At 73.3% G+C, this 22,898-nt stretch carries 17 protein-coding genes and 1 other RNA gene; 4 read left to right on the top strand and 14 right to left on the bottom strand.

The window, feature by feature from the left end:
- Positions 1 to 79: 79 nt before the first annotated feature.
- From ACZ67M_RS00285 to ACZ67M_RS00270, 4 genes are all read right to left on the bottom strand, one after another.
- The gene (locus ACZ67M_RS00285) at positions 80 to 1,381 is read right to left on the bottom strand and encodes an acyltransferase family protein (protein ID WP_392007956.1); all 1,302 of its coding nucleotides are present in this window, start codon (positions 1,379 to 1,381) and stop codon (positions 80 to 82) included.
- Complete coding sequence (locus ACZ67M_RS00280) at positions 1,378 to 3,579, bottom strand: bifunctional polysaccharide deacetylase/glycosyltransferase family 2 protein (RefSeq protein WP_361353797.1); 2,202 nt, start codon at positions 3,577 to 3,579, stop codon at positions 1,378 to 1,380. Before ACZ67M_RS00280 ends, ACZ67M_RS00285 begins: the two co-directional genes overlap by 4 nt.
- Complete coding sequence (locus tag ACZ67M_RS00275) at positions 3,579 to 4,721, bottom strand: hypothetical protein (protein ID WP_469848963.1); 1,143 nt, start codon at positions 4,719 to 4,721, stop codon at positions 3,579 to 3,581. Before ACZ67M_RS00275 ends, ACZ67M_RS00280 begins: the two co-directional genes overlap by 1 nt.
- A gap of 301 nt (positions 4,722 to 5,022) precedes the next feature.
- Positions 5,023 to 5,994, bottom strand: coding sequence for a LysR family transcriptional regulator (locus ACZ67M_RS00270; protein ID WP_392007950.1), 972 nt, complete (start codon positions 5,992 to 5,994; stop codon positions 5,023 to 5,025).
- Between the two features lie 83 nt (positions 5,995 to 6,077).
- On the opposite strand from ACZ67M_RS00270, the gene ACZ67M_RS00265 reads away from it, so the two are divergent.
- Positions 6,078 to 7,385: an MFS transporter gene (locus ACZ67M_RS00265; RefSeq protein WP_469848961.1), complete on the top strand. Its 1,308-nt coding sequence runs from the start codon at positions 6,078 to 6,080 to the stop codon at positions 7,383 to 7,385.
- Here ACZ67M_RS00265 and ACZ67M_RS00260 read toward each other — a convergent pair.
- On the bottom strand, positions 7,345 to 7,776 hold the full coding sequence (locus ACZ67M_RS00260; RefSeq protein ID WP_469849711.1) for a winged helix-turn-helix transcriptional regulator: 432 nt from the start codon (positions 7,774 to 7,776) through the stop codon (positions 7,345 to 7,347). The genes ACZ67M_RS00265 and ACZ67M_RS00260 overlap by 41 nt on opposite strands.
- A gap of 104 nt (positions 7,777 to 7,880) precedes the next feature.
- Between ACZ67M_RS00260 and ACZ67M_RS00255 the strand changes: the two genes are divergently transcribed.
- The gene (locus ACZ67M_RS00255; protein WP_469848959.1) at positions 7,881 to 8,726 is read left to right on the top strand and encodes an NAD(P)H-binding protein; all 846 of its coding nucleotides are present in this window, start codon (positions 7,881 to 7,883) and stop codon (positions 8,724 to 8,726) included.
- Between the two features lie 63 nt (positions 8,727 to 8,789).
- Here ACZ67M_RS00255 and ssrA read toward each other — a convergent pair.
- The 5 genes from ssrA to ftsE all read right to left on the bottom strand — a co-directional run bounded on the left by ssrA (position 8,790) and on the right by ftsE (position 12,703).
- Positions 8,790 to 9,188, bottom strand: a transfer-messenger RNA (tmRNA) gene (gene ssrA / locus ACZ67M_RS00250).
- A gap of 104 nt (positions 9,189 to 9,292) precedes the next feature.
- Positions 9,293 to 9,772, bottom strand: a complete 480-nt coding sequence (gene smpB / locus ACZ67M_RS00245; RefSeq protein WP_052841735.1) for an SsrA-binding protein SmpB — start codon at positions 9,770 to 9,772, stop codon at positions 9,293 to 9,295.
- A gap of 45 nt (positions 9,773 to 9,817) precedes the next feature.
- Positions 9,818 to 10,996, bottom strand: a complete 1,179-nt coding sequence (locus ACZ67M_RS00240) for a S41 family peptidase (protein ID WP_469848957.1) — start codon at positions 10,994 to 10,996, stop codon at positions 9,818 to 9,820.
- A 68-nt stretch (positions 10,997 to 11,064) separates the two neighbouring features.
- On the bottom strand, positions 11,065 to 11,982 hold the full coding sequence (gene ftsX / locus ACZ67M_RS00235; RefSeq protein WP_064728178.1) for a permease-like cell division protein FtsX: 918 nt from the start codon (positions 11,980 to 11,982) through the stop codon (positions 11,065 to 11,067).
- 31 nt (positions 11,983 to 12,013) lie between these two features.
- Complete coding sequence (gene ftsE / locus ACZ67M_RS00230) at positions 12,014 to 12,703, bottom strand: cell division ATP-binding protein FtsE (RefSeq protein ID WP_043372426.1); 690 nt, start codon at positions 12,701 to 12,703, stop codon at positions 12,014 to 12,016.
- Positions 12,704 to 12,917: 214 nt separating this feature from the next.
- Here ftsE and ACZ67M_RS00225 point away from each other — a divergent pair, with 214 nt between their 5' ends.
- Positions 12,918 to 13,109, top strand: a complete 192-nt coding sequence (locus ACZ67M_RS00225; protein WP_125494768.1) for a hypothetical protein — start codon at positions 12,918 to 12,920, stop codon at positions 13,107 to 13,109.
- Between the two features lie 111 nt (positions 13,110 to 13,220).
- Here ACZ67M_RS00225 and ACZ67M_RS00220 read toward each other — a convergent pair whose 3' ends face one another.
- From ACZ67M_RS00220 to ACZ67M_RS00205, 4 genes are all read right to left on the bottom strand, one after another.
- Positions 13,221 to 14,045 (bottom strand): hypothetical protein, encoded by an 825-nt coding sequence (locus ACZ67M_RS00220; protein ID WP_469848955.1) that lies wholly within the window; start codon positions 14,043 to 14,045, stop codon positions 13,221 to 13,223.
- 324 nt (positions 14,046 to 14,369) lie between these two features.
- Positions 14,370 to 15,476 carry a peptide chain release factor 2 gene (gene prfB, locus ACZ67M_RS00215; protein WP_064728181.1) on the bottom strand — a complete coding sequence of 369 codons (1,107 nt, stop codon included), beginning with the start codon at positions 15,474 to 15,476 and terminating at the stop codon, positions 14,370 to 14,372.
- Positions 15,477 to 15,559: 83 nt separating this feature from the next.
- The gene (locus tag ACZ67M_RS00210) at positions 15,560 to 16,804 is read right to left on the bottom strand and encodes a serine/threonine-protein kinase (RefSeq protein WP_385802871.1); all 1,245 of its coding nucleotides are present in this window, start codon (positions 16,802 to 16,804) and stop codon (positions 15,560 to 15,562) included.
- A 105-nt stretch (positions 16,805 to 16,909) separates the two neighbouring features.
- Positions 16,910 to 18,583: a serine/threonine-protein kinase gene (locus ACZ67M_RS00205; RefSeq protein WP_361353773.1), complete on the bottom strand. Its 1,674-nt coding sequence runs from the start codon at positions 18,581 to 18,583 to the stop codon at positions 16,910 to 16,912.
- Positions 18,584 to 19,021: 438 nt separating this feature from the next.
- Here ACZ67M_RS00205 and ACZ67M_RS00200 point away from each other — a divergent pair, with 438 nt between their 5' ends.
- Positions 19,022 to 22,810, top strand: a complete 3,789-nt coding sequence (locus ACZ67M_RS00200; protein ID WP_469849709.1) for an FHA domain-containing protein — start codon at positions 19,022 to 19,024, stop codon at positions 22,808 to 22,810.
- Positions 22,811 to 22,898 lie beyond the last annotated feature (88 nt).

The following is a 22,898-nucleotide window of genomic DNA, read 5'->3' as shown; positions in this document are numbered from 1 at the left end:
GCCCGTTCCCCCTGACCGGCTCACGCCACCGTGTTCACTCGCGCAACCGGTGCAGTCTCGCACGCCGGTACGACGGCCGTCAGCCCCGGTGCGCCGCGCGCGCCCTCGGCCGCGTGCGCGCCGCCTTCCCCCCGCCGTCCGGCCACAGCTGCGGCTTCCGCTTGGCGGCCACGTCCTCCATCCAGCCGAACCAGACGACGCAGCTCCCGATGAGCAGCCAGGCGAGGACCAGGACCGGCCAGGGGCTCTCCAGGAGCCAGGTGAAGTGCTCGTACATGACGTCGAAGCCCCACAGCTGGTCCCACATGGTGGCGGCGATCAGGATGCACACGTTGTGCCACAGGTAGATCGTCACCGCACGGGAGTTGAGCAGGGTGACCACCCGGTCCCAGCGGCGCAGCCGGCGTGGCCACTCGGTCCACGACGGGCTGAGGTGCAGGAGCAGCAGCACGGTCGCGAAGGACCAGACGGCCTGGGCGAAGGGGATGGAGTCCAGGTCGTAGCCGGACTTGAAGCCCTCCCCGAAGGCGTACCAGAGGCCGAGCGCACCGATCAGCGGGGCCACCGACGGCACGACGTAGCGCGGCAGCCGCTTCAGGACGCCCTCCTGGTGGGCCATGCCCAGGATCCAGCAGGCCCCGAAGGTGCTGAAGTCGGTGAGGGCGGAGGGGATCCGCTCGCCCGGCAGTTCGAGGTAGCCGAACTGGAAGGCGGCCGAGAGCGCGATGGGCGCCAGGATCGTCTGCCACGGCAGCGCACGCAGGGCGCGCAGCAGCACCGGGGAGAGCAGGACGTACCAGAGGTAGGCGCGGATGTACCAGAGCGGCCCCGCGAGGTCCGAGGCCCAGTTGTCGCCCAGCAGCCCGTGGATGCCGGACAGGCCCTCGGCGTACGGCGGGTCGCTCAGCGGCAGGATCCAGAAGGTGAGGTGGAGCCACCACCACCCCGGGTGCCCGTCGTCGTTCGGCCCCCAGCCCTGGAGCAGCATCCCGGTCACGCCCACCGCGCCGAGCAGCCACAGCGGCGGCAGCAGGCGGCGCAGGCGGCCGCGGACGACCTGCACGGCGGGGCGCTTGAGGGAACGGGCCATCAGACTGCCGGCCAGGGCGAACATCACGCCTATGGACGGGAACAGCACGGGCAGCCACGCCCATCCTGTGAGGTGGTAGAGGACCACGCGGAAGAGCGCCACCGCCCGCAGCAGGTCGAAGTACCGGTCCCGGACGGGCGCCCGCCGGGCCTGCGTCTGCTGGGGCGGCAGCGGCGGGGCGGTCGCGGTGTCGGGGGCGTACGGGGGTGGTGCGGTCACGTACCGGTCTTTCCGGGGTGGTGCGGTCGGGTCGGGGAAGGGAGGGGCGGGGTCGTAGGACGGGGTGGTCATCCGACCGGCCTCCCGTCCATGGCGCGGGACCGCTGGGCGGGTACGCCGGCGGCCCCTCCCCCGGGCGGCGCGGACACGCCGCCGCTGCGGCGCAGCTTCTGCCAGCGCAGCCGGCCGCCGGTGAGGGCCGTGATCCAGGACTGGAGCAGCACCACGTACATGATCTGGCGGTAGAGGATCTGCTGGAGCGGCAGCGAGATGAGCGGTGTCAGCCGCTCCCGGTCCAGCCGGAAGGCGTAGGCCGCGCAGACCGCCTGGATGGCCAGGACGCCCAGCCAGGCGATGATCGTCTGCCGGGTCGGGCCGAAGACGATGCCGTAGAGCAGGAACACGTCGATGAGCGGGGCGAGCAGCGGCGCGAGCACCATGAAGAGGGAGACGAAGGGCAGCCCCACGCGGCCGAAGCGGCCCGAGGGGCCCTTCTCGATCACCGCGCGGCGGTGCTTCCAGATGGCCTGCATGGTGCCGTACGACCAGCGGTAGCGCTGGGACCACAGCTGGCTGACGGACTCCGGGGCCTCGGTCCAGGCGCGCGCGTTCTCGGCGTAGACGACCCGCCAGCCGGCCCGGTGCAGCGCCATGGTGACGTCGGTGTCCTCGGCGAGCGTGTCGTCGCTCATGCCGCCGATGGGTGCGAGCGCGGAGCGGCGGAAGGCGCCGACCGCCCCCGGGATGGTCGGCATGCAGCCGAGGATGTCGTACATCCGGCGGTCCAGGTTGAAGCCCATCACGTACTCGATGTGCTGCCAGGCGCCGATGAGGCTGTCCTTGTTGCCGACCTTCGCGTTGCCGGCGACGGCGCCCACCCTCGGGTCGCCGAAGGGCTGGACGAGTTCGCGGACGGTGGACGGTTCGAAGACGGTGTCGCCGTCCATCATCACGACGATGTCGTACCGGGCGTTGGCCAGGCCCCGGTTGAGGGCGGCGGGCTTGCCCGCGTTGTGCTGGCGGATCACCCGGACGCCCGGCAGGCCCAGGCCCTCCACGATCCGGGCGGTGCCGTCGGTGGAGCCGTCGTCGATGACGATGATCTCGATCGGGTGGTCGCTCGCCATGAGGGAACGGACCGTGTTCTCGATGCACTTGGCCTCGTTGTACGCCGGGACCAGCACCGTCACCGGTCCGGTGACCGCCGGTCCCCAGCCGAAGCCCTTGCGGCGGACCCGGCGGGCGTGGACGCCGGAGAGCAGCAGCATCAGCAGGAAGCGCCCGATGACCAGCGTGCCGATGATCGCCAGGCCCACCACCAGGACGTCGGTGAGCTTCTCCGAGGCCTGGACGAGGAAGACCCACGCCCTGCCCTTCCACAGTTCGGCGCCGGTCACGGGGCTCATGGCGCTGGGCGCGTCCAGGGCCTCGGTGAGGTTGTCGAACTCGTAGCCCTTCGCCTTCAGGTCGGGCAGGAACCGGTCCAGGGCCTGGACGGTCTGGTGGCGGTCGCCGCCGGAGTCGTGCATCAGGACGATGGCGCCCTTGCCGCCCTGCGGGGTGGCGCGGCGGATGATCTCGCCGACGCCGGGCTTCTTCCAGTCCTCGCTGTCCGTGTTGTTGACGACGGTGATGTAGCCGCGGCTGCCTATGTACTCGGTGACCGGCCAGGACTTGTCGTCCATGGCGTCCGCGAAGGAGGAGTAGGGCGGGCGGAACAGCGAGGTGCGGACGCCGGCCGCGCCGGTGATCGCCAGCTGGTTCTGCGACAGCTCCCAGTCGATGCGCTTCTTGGACTGGAAGGAGAGGTCGGGGTGGTTGAAGGTGTGCAGGCCCACCTCGTGGCCCTCGTCGACCATGCGTTCCACGAGGTCCGGGTAGCGGGAGGCCATGGTGCCGGTGACGAAGAAGACCGCGTGCGCGTCGTGCTTCTTCAGCACGTCGAGCACCCTCGGGGTCCAGGTCGGGTCCGGGCCGTCGTCGAAGGTGAGGACGAGCCGGTGGTCGGGCACGCTCAGGCTCTCGGTGCGGCCGCCCCGGGCGTCGATGACCGGGCCGCCCTCCAGGATCTTCTCGGGCACGTGGGTGGTCGGCGCGGGCTCCTGGACGCGGTGGTCGGCGAGGATCTCGCTGTGCACGTAGCCGCGCAGCATGAGCATCGCCGCCAGGGCGACCAGGACGAGCAGGGGGAGCAGCAGGCGCAGGGGCAGGCGGCGGACGCCCGCACGGGGGCTGCGCGCCGCCCCGTGACGGCGGGTGCGGGATGCCATCAGAGGGTGGTCTCCGGGGACAGGGACGTGGACGTGGAGGTGGTGCCCGGACCGGCGGCGGCGGGCGCGGCGGAGGCCCCCGCGAGGGGCGTCGTGTCACGGGAGCCGTTGGCGCCCGCGCCGCCCTCGCCCGGGTCGGAGCCCGTGGTGGCACCGCCGGTGGGCGCGGTCGGGTCGACGGTGGTGTCGCCGCCGCCCGTCGACGCGGACGGGCCGGTGGTGACGGGCGGCGGGGCCTGCGTCGTCGCGCTGGGGTCCGGGTCGGTCGTTGCCCCGCCGGCCGGCTTCTCGTCGGTCCCGGTCTCCGTCACGCCGGAGCCGGAGGTCGTGCCGGGCTGCGGAGCGGTGCCGGCGGTGGTGCCGGGTGCGGGGACGCCGGCGCCCGGGGTGCCGGTCACGCCGGCGCCGTCGGTGGGGCTCGTCCGCGGGGCGCCGGTGCCGGTGGCGGCGGGCGGGCCGGACTGCGAGGGCAGCGGGGTGGTGTCGACCTGGCCGGCGGGCTTGCCCTCCTCCTGGCCCGGCACGGGCAGCCAGGGGGCGTTGGAGTTGCCGGACATCAGGGTGGAGACGATGACGACGGCGTAGATCGCGCAGGCGACGCCGACGAGTATGCCGAGGCGGCGGTAGAGGCGGCTGCGGCGGCCGGAGGAGTCGACGAAGACCGGTCCGTCGGAGGTCTCCCGGCCCTTTCCGCGGTGCCCGCCGTCGGCGCGGTGGAGCACGCCGTCGCCGAGCACGACGGCGTCGAGCTGGACCGTCACCTCGTGCGGGTCGTGGGTGTGCGGGGCGTCCGGGGCGTCGGCGTCCGCGGCCTCGTCCGGGGTCTCCTGCCAGGGGTCGCGGAGGAGGGGGACGGGAGGGGGCGGGGTGGCCGGGGCCGTCGGGGTGGCCGGGGCCGTCGGGGGGACCGCGGTGGTGGGGGCGACCGGAGCGACCGGAGCGGCCGGGGCGGCCGCGTCGGTGTTGCCCCAGGTTATGCGCGGCTGCCGGCCGAAGGCGTCGGTGCCCTGGTACTCCCGGCCTATTCGGGAACGGGGTATCTCCGGCCCGCCGTTGCCGGCACTCCCCTGGCGGCGGGCGCCGTCACCCGGACCACTGCCGAACCATCCCGGACCGGACCCGCCGGACGCCGGCGCGGTCATCGCAGACCCTGCCGCGGGTGGGAAGGAGCGGGTCGGCGGGAGCACCTCGGTGGCGTCAGCATCGGGTCTTGCCTCCGGGAGTTCACGACCCCCGGACTCGACCTGGGGCCACTCCGGTTGGGCGTCTTTCTGCCAATTCTTCACGCGTGCGCACTTCCCCCCACGGGACACTTCCGGGTGCGCATACGACTCCGAGCACTCGTCGGTAGAACCGGCCCCCACCAGGTTCGAGCGCCCCCTGTATCACACCGTGCTCAGGCAGAGAATGTAGCGCACGCGGAGGATCCGTGGTGGCCGCGTGTCAATTGTGGGCGGACATCACAGCGCTGTCGGCGGCCGGAATCCATCCCCCGGCGGGGGCCCGGAGCCAGTCGTTCTCGGTCGCGACCTGCGCCGCCGCCCGGCGCAACGCGTCCAGCGCGGGATGCACGAGTCCCTTTCGCCAGACCAGTGAGACCGGCGACAGCGGCACGGGATCGACGAGCGGGCGTACGACGGTCGACGCCATGGCCGGAAAGCCCATCACCGCCAGGATCGGATGGCGCGTCTTGTCCATGATCCGCCGGAACTCCTCCTCCCCCATCGCCAGCGGAAGGGGCGGCGCCACGTCGATGCCGCGTCCCTCGAAGAGGCGGTGCGCGAGGTCGGTCCACTCCGGCGTGCGCGGGTTGCCGGCCCCGGCGTACACCCGCTCCCCGGCGAGCGCGGAGAGCGGCACCTCGTCCAGCCCGGCCAGCGGATGGTCCTCCGGCAGGACGACCGCCATCGGCTCTCGGCGCACGGGCTGGTGGCCGAGTCCGGCCCGCAGCGCGGGGGGCAGGCCCGCGAACCGGCCGAAGGAGGCGTCGATCCGGCCCGCGAGCACCTCGGCGGCGGCGTACGTCAGTCCGCTCTCGTAGCGCGCCATCAGCTCCTGGCCGGGGGCGAGTTCGCGCGCCCGCTCCAGGACGAGGCGGCCGGTGGCCAGCCACGGGGAGTTGAGGTCGACCAGCAGCGGGCGGGCCTGGCCGAAGGCGGCCAGGAGTTCGTCCTGCACCTGGAGGACGCGCCGGGCGTACGGCAGCAGCCGCTCGCCGTCGGCGGTCAGCGTCACCTGCCGGGTGGTCCGGACGAACAACTCGGCACCCAGCTCCCGCTCCAGGCGCCGCACGTCCCGGCTCAGGGCCTGCTGGGCGACGTACAGCCGGGCGGCGGCGCGGGTGAAGTGCAGGTCCTCGGCGACCGTGACGAAGGCGCGCAGCAGGCGGGGGTCGACATGGGCGGGTGCGGGCATCCGGTGAACTTACAACAGGAGTGCGTGAATGGCGACGGAGTAGGTGTTGGACCCCTCGATCTCCTCCGGGCCACGGTGGATGCATGCCGCAACCGACCTTCGAACGCCGTCCCCCGCAGGCCCCTCCCGTCGCCTTCCTCGCCGTCACCGCCGACACCCTGGTCGCCGCCGACTTCCGCCCGCGCACCCGGCGCCGGCCGCCCGGTCCGTACCGGCGGCTCCTCGCCACACCCGGCGCCCGCGCGTTCACGATCGGGAATCTCATGGCGCGGCTGCCCATGGGCATGTTCAGCGTGAGCGCCGTCGTGATGATCGCCGGCACCCGTGGTTCGTACGCCCTGGCGGGCGCCGTCACCGCGACGGGACTGGCGGCGACCGCCCTGGTCGCCCCGTGGACCGCCCGGCTCGTGGACCGGCACGGGCAGGCCCGGGTCGCCGTGCCCGCCACGCTGATCGCCGCGCTGGGCTCGCTCGCCCTGCTGCTGTGCGTGCGCCACGGCACGCCCGCCTGGACCCTCTTCGCCTCCTACGCCGCCACCGCGACGACCCCCAACACCGGGGGCATGGCCCGTGCCCGCTGGAACCACCTGCTGAAGGGCGACGCCGACGCGCTGCACACCGCGAACTCCTTCGAGCAGGCGGTCGACGAGCTGTGCTTCATGCTCGGGCCGGTCCTCGCGGCCTTCCTGTGCACGGCGCTGTTCCCGCAGGCGGGCACGCTCGCCGGGGTGGGGCTGCTGGTGAGCGGCATGCTGCTGTTCACCGCCCAGCGTTCGACCGAGCCCCCGGCGGTCCGGCCGCGCCCCGCCGCCAAGGCCCCCCTCCGCGTCCCGGGCATCCCTCCGCTGCTGGTCGTGTGCCTCGCGACGGGCGGGGTGTTCGGGGCCATGGAGGTCGTCACCATCGCGTTCGCGGACGCACAGGGCCACCGCACGGCGGCCGGTGTGGTCCTCGGACTCCAGGCGGCCGGTTCCTGCGCGGCCGGCCTGCTGTACGGCGCGATGAAACCGGCCGGTGCCGCCGAACACCGGCTGCCGTGGTGCGTCGCGGCCATGACGGGCCTGCTGACGCTGCCGCTGCTCGCGGCCTCGCTCACCGGCTCCCTGCCGCTGCTGGCGCTCACCCTGCTGATCGCCGGGATGGCCACCGCCCCGACCATGGTCACCACCATGACGCTGGTCCAGCAGCGCACACCCGAGGGCCGCCTGAACGAGGGCATGACCCTCGCGGTGACGGGCCTGCTCGGCGGCATCGCCTGCGGCAGCGCGGCGGGCGGCTGGACGGTCGAGCACACGTCGGCCGCGGCGGCCTACGGCATCCCGGTGACGGCGGCCGCGGTGGCCCTGATGCTCACCCTGCTGCCGCCCCGGCTGCCCCGCGCCGCCGGATGACGGCGACGGGCTCGTCCGCGCCGTCGAACTCCCGCCGCGCCCGCTCGACCTCGGGCAGTTTCTCGGCGGACCACTCGACGAGCGAGGCGAAGATCGGCGCCAGGCTGCGACCGAGGTCGCTGATCTCGTACTCCACCCGCGGCGGCACCTCGGCGTGGTAGGTCCGCTCGACCAGGCCGTCGCGCTCCATCTGGCGCAGCCGCTGGGTGAGCACCTTGGGGGTGATGGTGCCGATGTTGCGCTGGAGTTCGACGAAGCGCTGACGCCCGTACTCGTGCAGCGCCCACAGGATCGGCGTGGTCCAGCGGCTGAAGACGATGTCGAGCACCGGGGAGACCGGACATGCCAGTTCCGGTTCGATCCCCGCGCCGCGGGGGGTGGCACCGGCCATCGGGCCCTCCAGGGAAGTCACTTTCCTTTAGGTACCTACTTTACGGAGGATGTTAGCTTCCCGGAAGTCCTGAACCTCCGCACCACCGACGGCGGGAGCCGATCATGATCGTTGTCACGGGAGCCACCGGAAACGTCGGCCGCCCCCTCGTCGCGGCACTCACCGCCGCGGGCGAGCGGGTGACGGCCGTCACGCGCAGCACCCCGTCCCACGACCTTCCCGACGGCGCCCGGCACGTCCGGGCCGACCTCGCCGACCCGTCGACCCTGGGTGCCGCCGTCACCGGCGCGGACGCGCTCTTCCTCCTGCCGGCCGGGGAACTGCTCGCCGGCGGGGCACCCGCCGCCGAGGTCCTGGAGGTGGCCCGGTCGGGCGGGGTGCGCCGGGTCACGCTGCTCTCCTCCCAGGTCACCGGCACCCGGCCGCAGGCCCCGGCGCACGGCCGGCTGCGGGAGTTCGAGGAGGCGGTGCGCTCCTCGGGCCTGGACTGGACGATCCTGCGGCCCGGCGGCTTCGCCTCCAACACCTACGCGTGGGCCGAGACCGTCCGCACCCGGAGGACCGTGCACGCGCCGTTCGCCGAGGTCGCCCTTCCGGTGGTGGACCCGGCGGACATCGGCGAGGTGGCCGCCGTGACGCTGCGCGAGGAGGGCCACGCGGGGCAGACCTACGAACTGACCGGCCCCGTCGGGGTGACTCCGCGCGCGCAGGCACAGGAGATCGCGGGGGCGCTGGGCGAGGAGGTGCGGTTCGTGGAGCTGAGCCGTGAGCAGGCGCGCGAGCACATGGCGCGGTTCATGCCCGAGCCGGTCGTCGAGGGCACGCTCGACATCCTCGGTGAGCCGCTCCCCTCGGAGCAGCGCGTCGCCCCCGACGTCGAGAAGCTCCTCGGCCGACCGGCCGGTTCCTTCACGGCATGGGCGACACGCAACGCCGCGGCCTTCCGGTAGGCGGCGGAAAAACGACGAGGGTGGCCCGGATCGCGCCGTACGCGAGCCAGGCCACCCTCGACCTCGTGGAGATGGCGGGAATCGAACCCGCGTCCAACGGTGCGGAATCAGGGCTTCTCCGTGTGCAGTCCGCTTCGATTTTCTCAGCCCCGGAGATCACGCGGACAAGTCTCCGACGGGCTCAGTCACTGTTTGGTTTCCCTCTTCACCCCGTGACCGGGATCAAGGTTTAGTCCCCTAGCTGATGCCAGGATCCGGGTCGGGAACAGCCCCGGGCTGACACTCCCGTAGTAGGAGGCTCGCTCTGCTACCTGAGATCAGGCAGCGAGGGCGAAGGCCTGCTGGGAGGAATCGCGCTTGGTGTTGGCGATTATTTTTTCGGCCTGTGGTTTACGAGATCATGGCCGCTTCCTCGACACGCTTCCCCTGCTTCGACAGCCGCTGTCGAAACCGATCATCCCCATGTTGATTTTTCAACCCCTCCGAAGAGGGAGGTGCACCCGCTGTGAGGTGCGGATGCCATCGTACGTGACCAACGCACCGGGGTGCCAGCCTATTCCCGGCGGTCAGGCCCGCTGCTTGCGCCGGATCGCGGAGATCGTCCGCTCGGCCTCGCGGCGGTCCTGCTTCTCGCGGAGCGTCTGGCGCTTGTCGTACTCCTTCTTGCCGCGCGCCAGCGCGATCTCGACCTTGGCCCGGCCGTCCTTGAAGTAGAGGGCCAGCGGCACGATGGTGTGGCCGGTCTCCTGGGACTTCGACTCCAGCTTGTCGATCTCCACGCGGTGCAGCAGCAGCTTCCGCTTGCGGCGGGCGCTGTGGTTGGTCCAGGTCCCCTGGCTGTACTCCGGCACGTGCACGTTGTGCAGCCACGCCTCGTGTCCGTCCAGCTGCACGAAGCCGTCGGCCAGCGAGGCCCGTCCCTGGCGCAGCGACTTCACCTCGGTCCCGGACAGGACGAGTCCCGCCTCGTAGGTGTCGAGGATCTGGTAGTCGTGCCGCGCCTTCTTGTTCTGCGCGATCAGCTTGCGCCCTTTTTCCTTAGCCATAGTGCAACCATTTTGGCACTACCGAGGGGGCTCACGGAAAGCCGATTACGCGGTCGGTCCCAGTCCGCTCAGCACCGTCCGCGCCCGTTCCAGCGCGGACGGCTCCGCCGGGTCGACCTCCAGGTCGGGTGTGATGCCCGTGCCGTCGACGCCGCGGCCGGAGGGGGTGCGGTAGTGCCCGACGGTCAGCTCGGCCACGGAGCCGCCGGGCAGCCGGCTCGGCATCTGCACCGAGCCCTTGCCGAAGGTGCGGGAGCCCAGGACGACGGCACGGCCGCGGTCCTGGAGGGCTCCCGTGAGGAGTTCGGCCGCGCTCATCGTGCCGCCGTCGACGAGCGTGACCAGGGGTCTGGTGGTCTCGCCGCCGGGCTCGGCGTGCAGGGCCCGCTGTTCGCCGTCGACGTCGTACGTGGCGACCAGGCCGCCGTCGAGGAAGGCGGAAGCGGCGACCACCGCCTCGGAGACCAGACCGCCCGAGTTGCCGCGCAGGTCGAGGACGACTCCCGCGCCGGACGGCAGCCGCCGCACGGCGTCGCGCACCTGCGCGCCGACGCCCTTGGTGAAGGAACTGACCTTGATCACCGTGTCACCGGTGGCGAGGGTGCGTACCGTCACGGGTTCCGTGGAGAGTCTGGCCCGGCGCACGGTCTCGCTCCACGCGCGTGCGCCGCGCTCCAGACCGAGCCGGACGGCGGTGCCGGCGGGCTCGGTCTCGGCGTCGCCGCGCAGTATGGCGACGACCTCGGTGACGGGCCGCCCGTCGACCCGTTCGCCGTCGACGCTGCGCAGCCGGTCGCCCTCCCGGATCCCGGCGTCGGCGGCGGGCGAGCCGGGCCGCACGCCGGTCACCTCGATGCGGCCGTCGCTCTCGCGCCGCGCGGAGAGCCCGACGCCGGTGTACCGGCCGTCCAGGGCGTCCTCCAACTCCTCGTACTCGCCGTGGGAGTAGACGGCGCCCCAGCGGTCCCCGCTGCGGCTGACCGCGCGTTCGGCGGCCTCCTCGGGGGACTTGCCGTCGGCCAGCGCCTCGGCGGCCGCCCTGGCCACCGCGTCGTGCCGCTCGGCGGGAGCGGCCGGGTGCGCGGTGTCCGACTCGGGCTTCCGGTCGCTTCCGGAGAACGAGCCAGTGACCCCGCCCGCGACGAGCACACTCGCGAACACCAAGGCCAGGGCGGCCCCGTGGCGTACGCGGCGGGGCTGACAGAACAGGTCACGACCTGACATGCCGGTGAGTCTAGGACAACGCGAGAGGGCCGAACGGTCGCTTGACCGTTCGGCCCTCTTGGTATGTGTCACACCTTCAGGTACTTGCGCAACGCGAAGAACGCGGCCAACGCGGGCATCAGCAGGCTGGTGGCCAGAATGAGCGGCAGCTTCGTCAACACGGCGTCCCAGCCGATGAAGTTGATCAGGTTCAGCTTCTCGGACAGGGCGAGACCGTGGTCGATGATGAAGTACCGGGCGACCACCAGGAAGCCGCAGGCGACACCACCGCCGATGAGCCCGGCGACCGCCGCCTCCATGATGAACGGCGCCTGGATGTAGAACCCGGAGGCGCCGACGAGGCGCATGATGCCGGTCTCGCGCCGCCGGCTGAACGCCGAGACGCGCACCGTGTTGACGATCAGCATCAGGGCGACGACCAGCATGAGCGCCATCACCGCGCGGGCGGCCCAGTTCATGCCGTTGAGGAGGCCGAAGAGGTTGTCCAGGATGCCCTTCTGGTCCTGCACGGACTGCACGCCTTCCCGGCCGTCGAAGGCGGTGGCGATGACCTGGTACTTCTCCGGGTCCTTCAGCTTGATCCGGTACGACTCCTGCATCTGGTCCGGCGTGAGGGAGCTGGCCAGCGGCGAGTCGCCGAACTGCTCCTTGTAGTGCTTGTACGCCTCGTCCTGCGACTCGTACGTCACCTTGTCGACGACGGTCATCTCGTCGAGGTCGGACATGATCTGCTTCTTCTGGTCCGCGGTCACCGCGCCCTTGGCGCAGTTGGGGTCGGACTCGGCGTCGCTCTTGTTGCAGAGGAAGACCGAGACGTTGACCTTGTCGTACCAGTAGCCCTTCATGGTGTTGACCTGGTCGCTCATCAGCAGCGATCCGCCGAACAGGGCCAGGGACAGGGCGACGGAGACGATGACCGCGAAGGTCATCGTCAGATTGCGGCGAAGACCGACACCGATCTCCGAGAGCACGAACTGGGCGCGCATGGCGTCTCGTTAAGCCTTTCGTTCCTCGTCGTCAGTGCTGGTAGCCGTAGACGCCGCGTGCCTGGTCGCGGACGAGGCGGCCCTTCTCCAGCTCGATGACGCGCTTGCGCATCTGGTCCACGATGTTCTGGTCGTGGGTGGCCATGATCACGGTGGTGCCCGTCCGGTTGATGCGGTCGAGCAGCTTCATGATGCCCACGGAGGTCTGCGGGTCGAGGTTGCCGGTGGGCTCGTCCGCGATCAGCAGCTTGGGCCGGTTGACGAAGGCCCGCGCGATCGCGACGCGCTGCTGCTCACCGCCGGACAGCTCGCCGGGCCTGCGGTCCTCCTTGCCGCCGAGACCGACCAGGTCGAGCACCTGGGGCACCGACTTGCGGATCTCGCCGCGGGACTTGCCGATGACCTCCTGGGCGAAGGCGACGTTCTCGCCGACCGTCTTGTTCGGCAGCAGGCGGAAGTCCTGGAACACCGTCCCCAGCTGGCGCCGCATCTGCGGCACCTTCCAGTTGGACAGGCGGGCGAGGTCCTTGCCCAGGACGTGCACCTGGCCGTGGCTGCACCGCTCCTCGCGGAGGATCAGCCGCAGGAAGGTGGACTTGCCGGAGCCGGAGGATCCCACGAGGAAGACGAACTCGCCCTTCTCGACCTCCAGGGAGACGTCCCTGAGGGCTGGGTGGCTCTGTTTGGGGTAGACCTTGGAGACGTTGTCGAATCGGATCACGGATGCACCACGGGTCGCCGGGGGTAGATGTGCGTGACCATACGCGAACCGGGGAGCGGACCGCAGTCACCGGTCTGGGTTGCGTATCAGTTGCACGTTTTGTCCCTGACGGGAGGACGCGCGGGGTCCTCCGGAACCTGGCACAGTGGAAGGGGAACGTTCGTGTCGTTGCGGGCGTTGTTCTGACGGAGCCGGCGGCAAGGAGGGCGAGCGCATGACGTACGACCGGTTGGTGTGCGCGAACTGCGCGGCGCCCGTGAACGAGGGCCGGTGCCCGGTGTGCCGGGCCAACCGCGAGCGGATGCAGCACGAGGGCCCCCTCGCGGGGCTGAACCCGATGACGCTGATCGCGCTGCTGGCGGTGCTGATCGCGGCGGTGGCCCTGCTGGCCCACCAGACCGTCTGAGGGGCGCGTAGAGGCCCACAGGGCCTTCGCGGACATGGCAGAGGGGCCCGGAGCGCTGTGCGCTCCGGGCCCCTTCGCGTGCCTGTGCCGTGCGTAGCCCGAGGGCTACCGTCAGGCAGCGGCCCCGCCGCGACCGTTCATCATGCGCGGCAGCAGGCGGAAGCCGATACCGCCGGCGATCATCGTGGCGGCGCCGACCAGCAGGAACGTGGTCTCCGCGGCGCCGGTCTCGGCCAGCTCGTCACCGCTGCCCTGGGCCGCGGTGTCGGAGGCCGGGGCCTCTTCGCCGGTGTCGGTCAGGGCCGAGGAGCCCTCGTCCTGGGTGACGTTGTCGTTGCTGCCGCCGTCGGGGGTGGTGTTGTCGCCGCCACCACCGTTGCCGCCGGTGCCACCGGTGTTGCCGTTGCCACCGTTGTCGCCGGAACCGCCGTTGTCACCGTTGCCACCGTTGTCGCCGGTGCCACCGTTGTCGCCGTTCCCGCCGTTGTCACCGTTGCCGCCGTTGTCACCACCCTCGGTGGTGCCTTCGGACGTGCCCTCGGTGGTGCCGACCGAGGTGCCCTCGGTCGTGCCCTCGGTCGTGCCCTCGGTGGTGCCTTCCGTGGTCCCCTCGGTGGTGCCCGCGGACGTGCCCTCCGTGGTGCCTTCCGAGGTGCCCTCGGTCGTGCCCTCGGTGGTCCCCTCGGACGTACCCTCCGTGGTCCCCTCGGTCACGCCGAGCGAGGTGCCCTCGGTGGTGCCCTCGGTCGTACCCTCGGTGGTCCCCTCGGTGTCGCCGCCGACGCTCACGCCGAGGTCGACGTTGGTGTCGCCGACACCCGCGCTCACGCCGATGTCGAGCGCCGAGGCGGCACCCGCGGCGGTCAGCGAGGCTCCGGCGGCGATCACGGCGCCGGCCGCTATGCGCGCGACACGGATGCGCGTCTTCTTCGTCATGTGGTTGCTACCCCCAGTAGCCGATTAGTCAGTGAGGCCGCGCTCGGGACCGTGATCGACGGGGGTGGCTGCGCTTATGTCCCCCGGTTCACATGCGCCCCAGAAATACGCATGCCGCGCCTCACCCTTGCGAATGTTCAAAGCAACGTCAAGGCCATTGCGTACGCGATGTCCAGGTACGGGACGTATGCCGGACACAAAGGGTGTGAGTGTGATGTAAAACCCAGACATCACCGGCGAACGGCGGGCAGAGAAAAGGCAACCGCCGCCTGGTGGACGGCAGTTGCCTTGTCGACAAAGCGGCGTGAGCGCAGCCGCTTCGCGCTACTTCTCCTGCTGCTTGCGCCAGCGAATTCCGGCCTCGAGGAAACCGTCGATCTCGCCGTTGAACACGGCCTCGGGGTTGCCCACTTCGTGCTCCGTGCGCAGGTCCTTGACCATCTGGTACGGGTGCAGCACGTACGAACGCATCTGGTTGCCCCAGGAGTTGCCCCCGTCGCCCTTGAGGGCGTCCATCTTGGCCTGCTCCTCCTGACGGCGCCGCTCCAGGAGCTTGGCCTGGAGGACGTTCATCGCGGTGGCCTTGTTCTGGATCTGGGACCGCTCGTTCTGGCAGGAGACCACGATGCCGGTGGGGAGGTGGGTGAGCCGCACCGCGGAGTCGGTGGTGTTCACGCCCTGGCCGCCGGGGCCGGAGGACCGGTACACGTCCACCCGCAGCTCGGACTCGTCGATCTCGATGTGGTCGGTCTGCTCGACCACCGGGAGGATCTCGACGCCCGCGAAGGAGGTCTGGCGACGCCCCTGGTTGTCGAAGGGCGAGATGCGCACCAACCGGTGCGTGCCCTGCTCGACGGAGAGGGTGCCGTAGGCGTAGGGCGACTGCACGGCGAAGGTGGTCGACTTGATGCCGGCCTCCTCCGCGTACGACGTCTCGTAGACCTCGGTCTTGTAGCCGTGCTGCTCGGCCCAGCGCAGGTACATGCGCTGGAGCTTCTCGGCGAAGTCGGCGGCGTCGACGCCGCCCGCCTCGGCGCGGATGTTGACGAGCGCCTCACGCGCGTCGTACTCGCCCGAGAGCAGGGTGCGGACCTCCATCTCGTCCAGCGCCTTCTTCACGGCCGTCAGCTCGGACTCGGCCTCGGCACGGGTGTCCGGGTCGTCCTCCTCCTCGGCCATCTCGAAGAGCACGCCGAGATCGTCGAGCCGCCCGCGCAGGGCCTCGGCCTTCCGCACCTCCGCCTGGAGGTGGGAGAGCCGGCTCGTGATCTTCTGCGCCTCGTCCGGGTTGTCCCACAGGGAGGGCGCGGCCGCCTGCTCCTCGAGCACGGCGATGTCTGCCCTCATCCTGTCGAGGTCCAGGACGGCCTCGATCGACTCCATGGTCGAGGAGAGGGACTTCAGCTCTTCGGATACATCGACGACTGCCACGCGTCCAGCGTAACGGCTCCACCGACCGGCCCCGGCCGGACCGGGGCGCCGGGCGCGGACGGCGGGCGTACGGCCGCCCGTGGTCAGGGGGAGGCGGGGGCCGAGTTCCGTGTGTCCTGGGGGCCCCGGTCGGTCTCGTCGGCGCTGGTCGCCAGCCAGGTGCCGACGCCGATCGCCGCCACCAGGGCGACCGCTCCGCCGCCCAGGGCGAGGCGGCGGCGACGGGTGGCGGCGCGGTTGCGGGCCGAGCCGGGACGTGGGGCGCCGGATGCGCGCGGGGCGCGGGCGGTGCCCCGGGCGCCGCCCGCCAGCTCGTCCGGGGCGGGTACGCGCATCGACGTGTGCGTGTCGCGGTTGGAGTCGGCCGGCTTCGCTCCCGGCACCAGGGGCACGGCTCCCCGGCGGCGTACCGGTTCCCCGGCGGGCGCCGAGGAGGTCGCGGGCTCCTCGGGCGCGTCCTCCTCCTGCTCGCCGTCGGGTTCGTCCACGTCCAGCGGGCCCATCCCGGCCAGCATCGGCAGCAGCTCGCGCAGCCGGACGCTCAGCTCGGAGGCGCGCAGCCGGGAGGCGGGTCCCTTGGCGAGGCACTGCACGAGGAGCTGCCACAGCTCGTCGGGGATGCCGGGGAGCGGGACGACCGTCTCGGTGACGTGGCGGCGCAGCACCGCGCCGGGGTGGCCGCCGCCGAACGGCGTGAAGCCGGCGAGCAGCTCGTAGAGGACCGTGGCCAGCGCGTAGATGTCGACCGCCGCGCGCGGGGGCAGGCCCTCGACGATCTCGGGGGCCAGGTAGTCCGGCGTGCCGATGATCTTCGTGGCGCGGGTGCGCCGCGGGGTGTCGATGAGCTTGGCCACCCCGAAGTCCGTCAGCAGCGCCGGGTGGGAGCCGCCGGGGCCGAGCGGGCCCTGCATGTCGAGGAGCACGTTCTCCGGCTTGACGTCGCGGTGCACGACCCCGGCCGCGTGCGCGGCGGCCAGGCCGTCGGCGACGTCCGCGACGACGGCCACGGCGGCCTCGGGCGACAGGCGCCGCTCGCGGTCGAGGCGGGTGCGCAGGTCCGTGCCGCGGACCAGGTCCATGACCAGGGCGAGGTCGTTGCCGTCGACCACCAGGTCACGGACGGAGACGACGTGCGGGTGCTCCAGGCCGAGCAGGGCCGTGCGCTCCTGGACGAAGCGCGAGACCAGCTCCTGGTCGGACGCCAGGTCCTCGCGCAGCAGCTTGATCGCGACGGGCCCCTCGGGGCCCTCGCCGAGCCACACCGTGCCGGCGCTGCCCCGCCCGAGGATCTGGTGGGCGGTGTACCGGCTGCCGATCTTCCGTGCCAAGACTGCTCCTACCGACGCGTGTTGCGCCTAAAAGTACGCGTCCGCGGAGCCAACCTTCACAACGGAGGCGGAAATCACCCGCCGGATGTCGACAAATCTCCAGACTCAGCTGCCGGAGGAGCCGCCGCCGCCCGAACCGCCCAGGTCCCCGATCCAGTCGGTCGCCGTGGTGAACCAGTCGCTGAGCTGCTCCCAGTAGCCCTTGCCGGTGCCGATCCAGTCCTGGAGCGGGCTCAGCTCCCAGATCAGCCAGCCGGCCACGAACATGATGACGAGGGTGAACAGGCACCCCTTGAGGCAGCCGAGCCCGGGGATACGCATCGGGTTCGCGCCGCGCTGCCGCGGCGGGCGCGGCTCACGCCGGGGCGGCCGGGGCTCGGGCGTGGGCGGCGGCGCGTACCGCTGGGGCTGCTGCGGCTGCGGGGTGGCGTACCGCTGCGGCTGTTGCTGCTGCTGCGGGTAGCCGTAGCCGGGCTGCTGGGGCGGCGGGGCCTGCCGGGGCTGCTGCGGCGGCCGGGATACCTGCCGCTGGGGGCGGCGGCGCAGCGGGTCCTGGTTCGGGTCGAGGTACTGGACCTGCGTCTGCTCGTTGCGGTCGCGGGCGGCACGCAGCTGGTTCTGCCAGGGGTGCGGGTCGTCGGGCCCGCCGGGCTGTCCGCCCTGGCCCTGTCCGGGCGGCACCGGCGGCATGACGGCGGTCGGGTCGGCGGCCCCGCGGTTGGGGAGTACGGCGGTGGGGTCGGCGGCGCCGGACGGGTTGCCGGTGTGCGGCAGGACGCTGGTCGCGCCGTTCGGGTCGTAGCCGCCGTTCTGCGGCAGGACCTGCGTCGGGTCGGCGGCACCGGGTTCGCCCGGGACCTGTGCCGGCGCCGGGTCGGGGACGAGGAGCATCCCCACGTTCTCGGCGGCGCCGATCTGCGCGTTGTTCGCGTGCACGCCGATGCCGTCGGCGACGACGCGCAGGCCGCGGGCGAGGTTCTCGGCGCTGGGGCGTTCGTCGGGGTTCTTGCGCAGGCAGCGCTCGATGACCGTCCACAGCGGGTCGGGGACGGTGGAGGGGCGGCGCGGCTCGGCGCTCAGGTGCTGGTGCAGCACTTCGAGGGCGGAGCCGCCGCCGAACGGGGGACGCCCGGTGACCAGCTCGTAGAGCAGGATGCCGGCGCCGTACACGTCGACGGCGGAGGTCTGGGGGCGGCCCTCGGCGGACTCCGGCGCGACGTACGCGGGCGTGCCGACGAACTCGTGGGTGCGGGTGAGACCGGGCGAGTCGGCGAGGCGGGCGATGCCGAAGTCGGTCAGCATCGGGTGCATCTCGCCGCCGGTCTGCTTCAGCAGCACGTTGGCCGGCTTCAGGTCGCGGTGGACCACGCCGTCCGCGTGGCTGGCGGCGAGGGCGTCGGCGATCTGGGCGGTGAGCAGGGCGGCGGCGACCGGGGTGAGCGGCCCGTTCTCCCGCAGGTAGCGGTGCAGGTCGGGACCGGCGACGAGGTCCATGACGAGCGCCAGCAGTTCGCCCTCCACGACCAGGTCGCGGACCCGGACGATGTTGGGGTGGGTGAGCCGGAGCAGGACGGAGCGCTCCCGCAGGAAGCGCATCACGATGTCGGGGTCGCTCGCGAGCTCTTCCTTGAGGACCTTGATCGCGACGGTCTCGCCGGGCTGTCCGGCCACGGCCGCCTCGGCGCCCGCGGTCTCACGCTGGCGCGCACGCCAGACGGTGCCCGTCGCGCCGCGACCGAGGGGCTCCTCGAGGAGGTACTTGCTGCCTACCGGCCGCACGTCATGCGCTCCTAGTTGCTTGCTGGCTGTTCCGACCCACTGTAATGCCGCGCTCCCGGCACCGGGCTGTAGTCATTCCGCGGTTGTTCCGTGGTTCCCGATGGCCCGCCGGTAAGCCTTACGTTCCGCTCCCGGGCCGTGTTCGAAGGAAAGACGCTCGACCCGGTCCCTTGGTTGCCGATGCCCGGACGTGACCGATCTCAAGCCGACGGTCTTCGATCACCTCCGAGGCACCTGTCAGGCATTTTTGGGGTCAGAGCCGACCAATCAAGATCATTTGACGGCGGGAGACGGGCGCGTTGTCAGTGGCAGGTGCGAGGATGCGGGGAGAACTGGCCGACGTGCTCGTGTGGCGGTGGGGGAAGTCCGCGGTGGGTGACCGTGGTGACGGCTTCTGCCCGACGCGCGGGCGCCCGCGCGAAGGGACCGCTGACGGCGATGCAGATCCGGCTGACCGTCGTAGACCCGCTGGGCCCGCATGCTTCGGCGGGGGGCCGCGCCGCGAGCAGCGACGTGCTGGTCACCGCGCCGGCCGGCACCGCCCTGGCCGCAGTCGCCTCCGCGCTGGCCGCGGCGCTCCCCGGCGGTGAGGCCCCGGGCACCGGCCAGGTGGTGCTGTACGCGGGCGCGCACCGGCTCGACACCCAGCGCAGCACCCTGGGCGAGCCGCCGCTGATCGACGGCGCCGTGCTCTGCCTGGGCACCCCCGGCGAGCCCGACCCGGACACCGAGCCGGCCGGTGTCCCCGCCCAGCTCCACGTGGTCGCGGGACCGGACGCGGGCGGCGTCCACCTCCTGCACGGCGGGCAGATCCGCCTCGGCCGCTCCGCCGACGCCGATGTCGCGCTCGACGACCCGGACGTCTCCCGGATGCACTGCGCGGTCACCGTCACCCCCGACGCCCGCGTCTCGGTCGCCGACCTCGGCTCCACCAACGGCACCACGCTGGACGGCAGCCGCGTGGGCGACCGCCCGGTCCGCTTCGCGCCGGGTGCGCTGCTGCGGATCGGCGAGTCGGCCCTGCGGCTGGTGCCGGTCCAGCGCGAGGCGACCACGCGGGCGGCGACGACGCCGGACGGGGAGGGGTACGTACGGCTGTCCGGGGCGGCGGGCCGCGGTGACGCCGACGAGGTGGCGCACGCGCGCGTGGCCGACGGGGGGCAGGCGGGCGACCCGGACGGTGCCTCCCGTGCGGAGGGCCCCCGCCCGGCGGGCGCCCTCTACAGGGACTCGGGTGTGACGAGCGGCACCGCGCGTGCGGGCGGTGCCGCATCCGCCGGCCGGGACACCCCGGCCCACGGGACCGGAACCGACGGCGCGGGGCGCCCGGGGGCCGGTGGATGGGACAGCCCGGCCGGACCGGGCCACCAGGCCGGCGGACCTTCGGGGCACGGCCGGGGTGCGACACCCGCCGAGCCTCCCCAGGTGCCGGGCCAGGGCGGCGCGCCCCGCATGGAGAGCCACGGCACGGGCCCCGCGGCCGGCTTCCCCCGGCAGGCCCCCGCGGGGGGCGAGACCCACGTCGGGACGGCGCCCTACGGGGCGTTCGACGCCGCGGCGGGCGGGTACGGAGCGGGCGCGTTCGGAGGAGGCGCCGCCGATCCGGACGGGTCCGGCGCGCGTACGTCCCACGGTGGCGAGCACGGAACGCGCTCCACCGGGGCCGGCGGGCAGGACGCGGCTGCGTCACGCGGAAGCGGCCATGGCGGACCCCCCGCCGCTCCGGCACCCCGCGGGGGCGAGCCCCGGACCGGCCCCGCCGGGCGGTCCGGGCCCGGCACGGGAGCAGTCCGCCCCCAGCCCTCCGGCGCGGGCGGATCGCACCCCGGCGCCCCCGCGCGCGGCGACGAGGGTGGGGTCCCGGACGGTGGCCCCGGACGCAAGGGCACCCCCCTGCGCGGCACCGACCTCCCGCAGGGTGTGCGGCGGCGCGGCGGTATCGGCGCGTGGGCGCGACGGCTGACCGGGGGGCGCGGGGGCGCGCAGGACGACACCGCCACCGGTGCGCACGCCTACGACGACGAGGCGGCCGGACCCGCACCGGCCGCACCCCGTGGCGCCTCGCACGCCCCGGAGACCTGGCCGGACGCCGCGTCGCTGCTGCTGACGGCGCTCGGCCCCGGGCCCCGGCTGTGGGAGCGGGGCCCGGCGCACCCGGAGGCGCTGACCGTGCGGCTCGGTACGGCCGACCGGGTGGCGCCCGGCGGTGCGGAGCCGCTGCCCGCGGTCCCGGTCACCGCCGGGCTGCGCGAGGTCGGGGCGCTCGGCCTGGCCGGCCCGCGCGCCCGGCTCGCCGGGCTGGCCCGCTCGGTGCTGGCCCAGCTCGCAGCGCTGCACTCCGCGGAGACCCTGGAGATCGTCCTGATCAGCGCGGACCGCTCCCGTCCGCTCGCCGAGCGGACCGCCGAGTGGTCCTGGCTCGGCTGGCTGCCCCAGCTGCGCCCGGCGCACGGCCAGGACTGCCGCCTGCTCCTCGCCCACGACCGCGAACAGGCCATGGCCCGCGCCCACGAGCTGGTCCGCCGCCTGGACGACCACCTGTCGGACGCCCGGCCCGAGGCCAGGCCGGCGACGGCCCCCGGCAGCACCCGGCAGCCCTCCTGGGCCCGCCCCGACGACGGCACCGACCCGGCCGACGGCTTCGCCGGGCCGTACAGCGTGGTCGTCGTGGACGGGGACCCCGGCGGGGCCGACGTGCGCGAGACCGTGGCGCGGCTGGCCCTGGAGGGACCGCGGGCCGGCATCCACGTCCTGTGCCTCGCCGAGACGGCCGCCGCCTCCCCCACCTCGCCCGTGGCGGAGACGTACGAGGCGGCCTGCGCCGTGTCACCGGTGTTCCGGGAGTGCGGTGCCGTGGCGCTGCTCAGCGGCGACGTGGCGACGGCCCTGCGGCTGCTGCGCGTCGCCCGCACCTCCGGCGAGGCCCCCGCAGGACCGGTCGGGCACGGCACCCTCGGCACGGTCGACGCCGTCTCCCTGGCGTGGGCGGAGCGGTTCGCGCGCGCACTGGCGCCCCTGCGCACCGACGCCCCCGCGGGCGGCGAGCGGCACACGCGGGTGGCCGCGCCGCTGCCCCAGGCGGCCCGGCTCCTGGACGAACTGGGCCTGGCCCGCGCCACCCCGGCCTCCCTGATGGCCCGCTGGGCCGACGCCGCCGACGACACGCACGCCCTCGGGGGGCGCGCCCACGCGGTCCTGGGCGCCGGACCGCGCGGCCCCGTCACGGTCGACCTCGCCGCCGAGGGACCGCACCTGCTGGTCGAGGGCCCGCCCGGCAGCGGCCGCACCGAGCTGCTGCGGGCGCTCGTCGCCTCCCTCGCCTCCGCCGACCGCCCCGACCGTCTCGGCGTCGTCCTGATGGACGGCCGCGACAGCGTGGGCACCGACGGCGGGCAGGGCGAAGGACTGGCCGTCTGCACGGACGTACCGCATGTCACCACCCACCTCACCGCCAACGACCCGGTCCGCATGCGGGAGTTCGCCCAGTCCCTGAGCGCCGAGCTGAAGCGGCGGGCGGAGCTGCTCGGGCGGTCGGAGTTCCCCGAGTGGCACACCGGACGCGAGGTGTCGGGCCGTCTGGTCGCCCAGCGCACCCCGCCGGACGGCGCACCCGGCACCGGGCCGGGGACCGACGACGGGGACCTCGACTCCCCGCCCAGCTCCACCATGCGGCTGCGCCCGGGAGCGGCCCGGCGCCGGTCCGGGGCCGTCCCGCCGCTGCCCCGCCTCGTGGTGGTCGTGGACGATCTCGACGCGCTCGTCACTCCCCCGCTCGGCTCGCCCGGACGCCCCGCGGCCGGGTCGGTCGTGCGGGCGCTGGAGGCCGTCGCGCGGGAGGGCGGACGGCTGGGCGTGCACCTGGTGGCCGCCACCGCGCCGGGCGGCCGTACGGCCCAGACGGAGCCCGCCCAGCGCGCCACCCTGCGCATCACGCTGGACGCCCCGGCCCCGGGACCGGACGAACCGATGCCGGGACGCGGCCGGTTGACCCGCCCCGACGGACCCGCCGTGGTCTTCCAGGCCGGGAGGGTCACCGGCCGCATCCCGCGCACCGCGACCCTGCGCCCCACGGTGATCCCGCTGGAATGGCACCTCATGGGCGACCCGCCCACCCGCCGCCCGGTACGCGAACTGGGCAACGGCCCCACCGATCTCGCCCTGCTGGCCAGCGCGTTGGAACGGGCGGCCCGCGAAGTGGAGGCAGCTCAGGTCCCCTCACTCCTCTGACGCCGGGCACATTCCAGCCCGTCCGGCGTTTGAGGACGAGGCCGTCCAGGCCGACAGCGGGGGTCTGGGGGCGGCAGCCCCCAGCGAC

The sequence above is a fragment of the Streptomyces sp. NPDC107500 genome (assembly GCF_055582785.1).
This window is presented reverse-complemented; position numbering and strand designations above follow the sequence as displayed.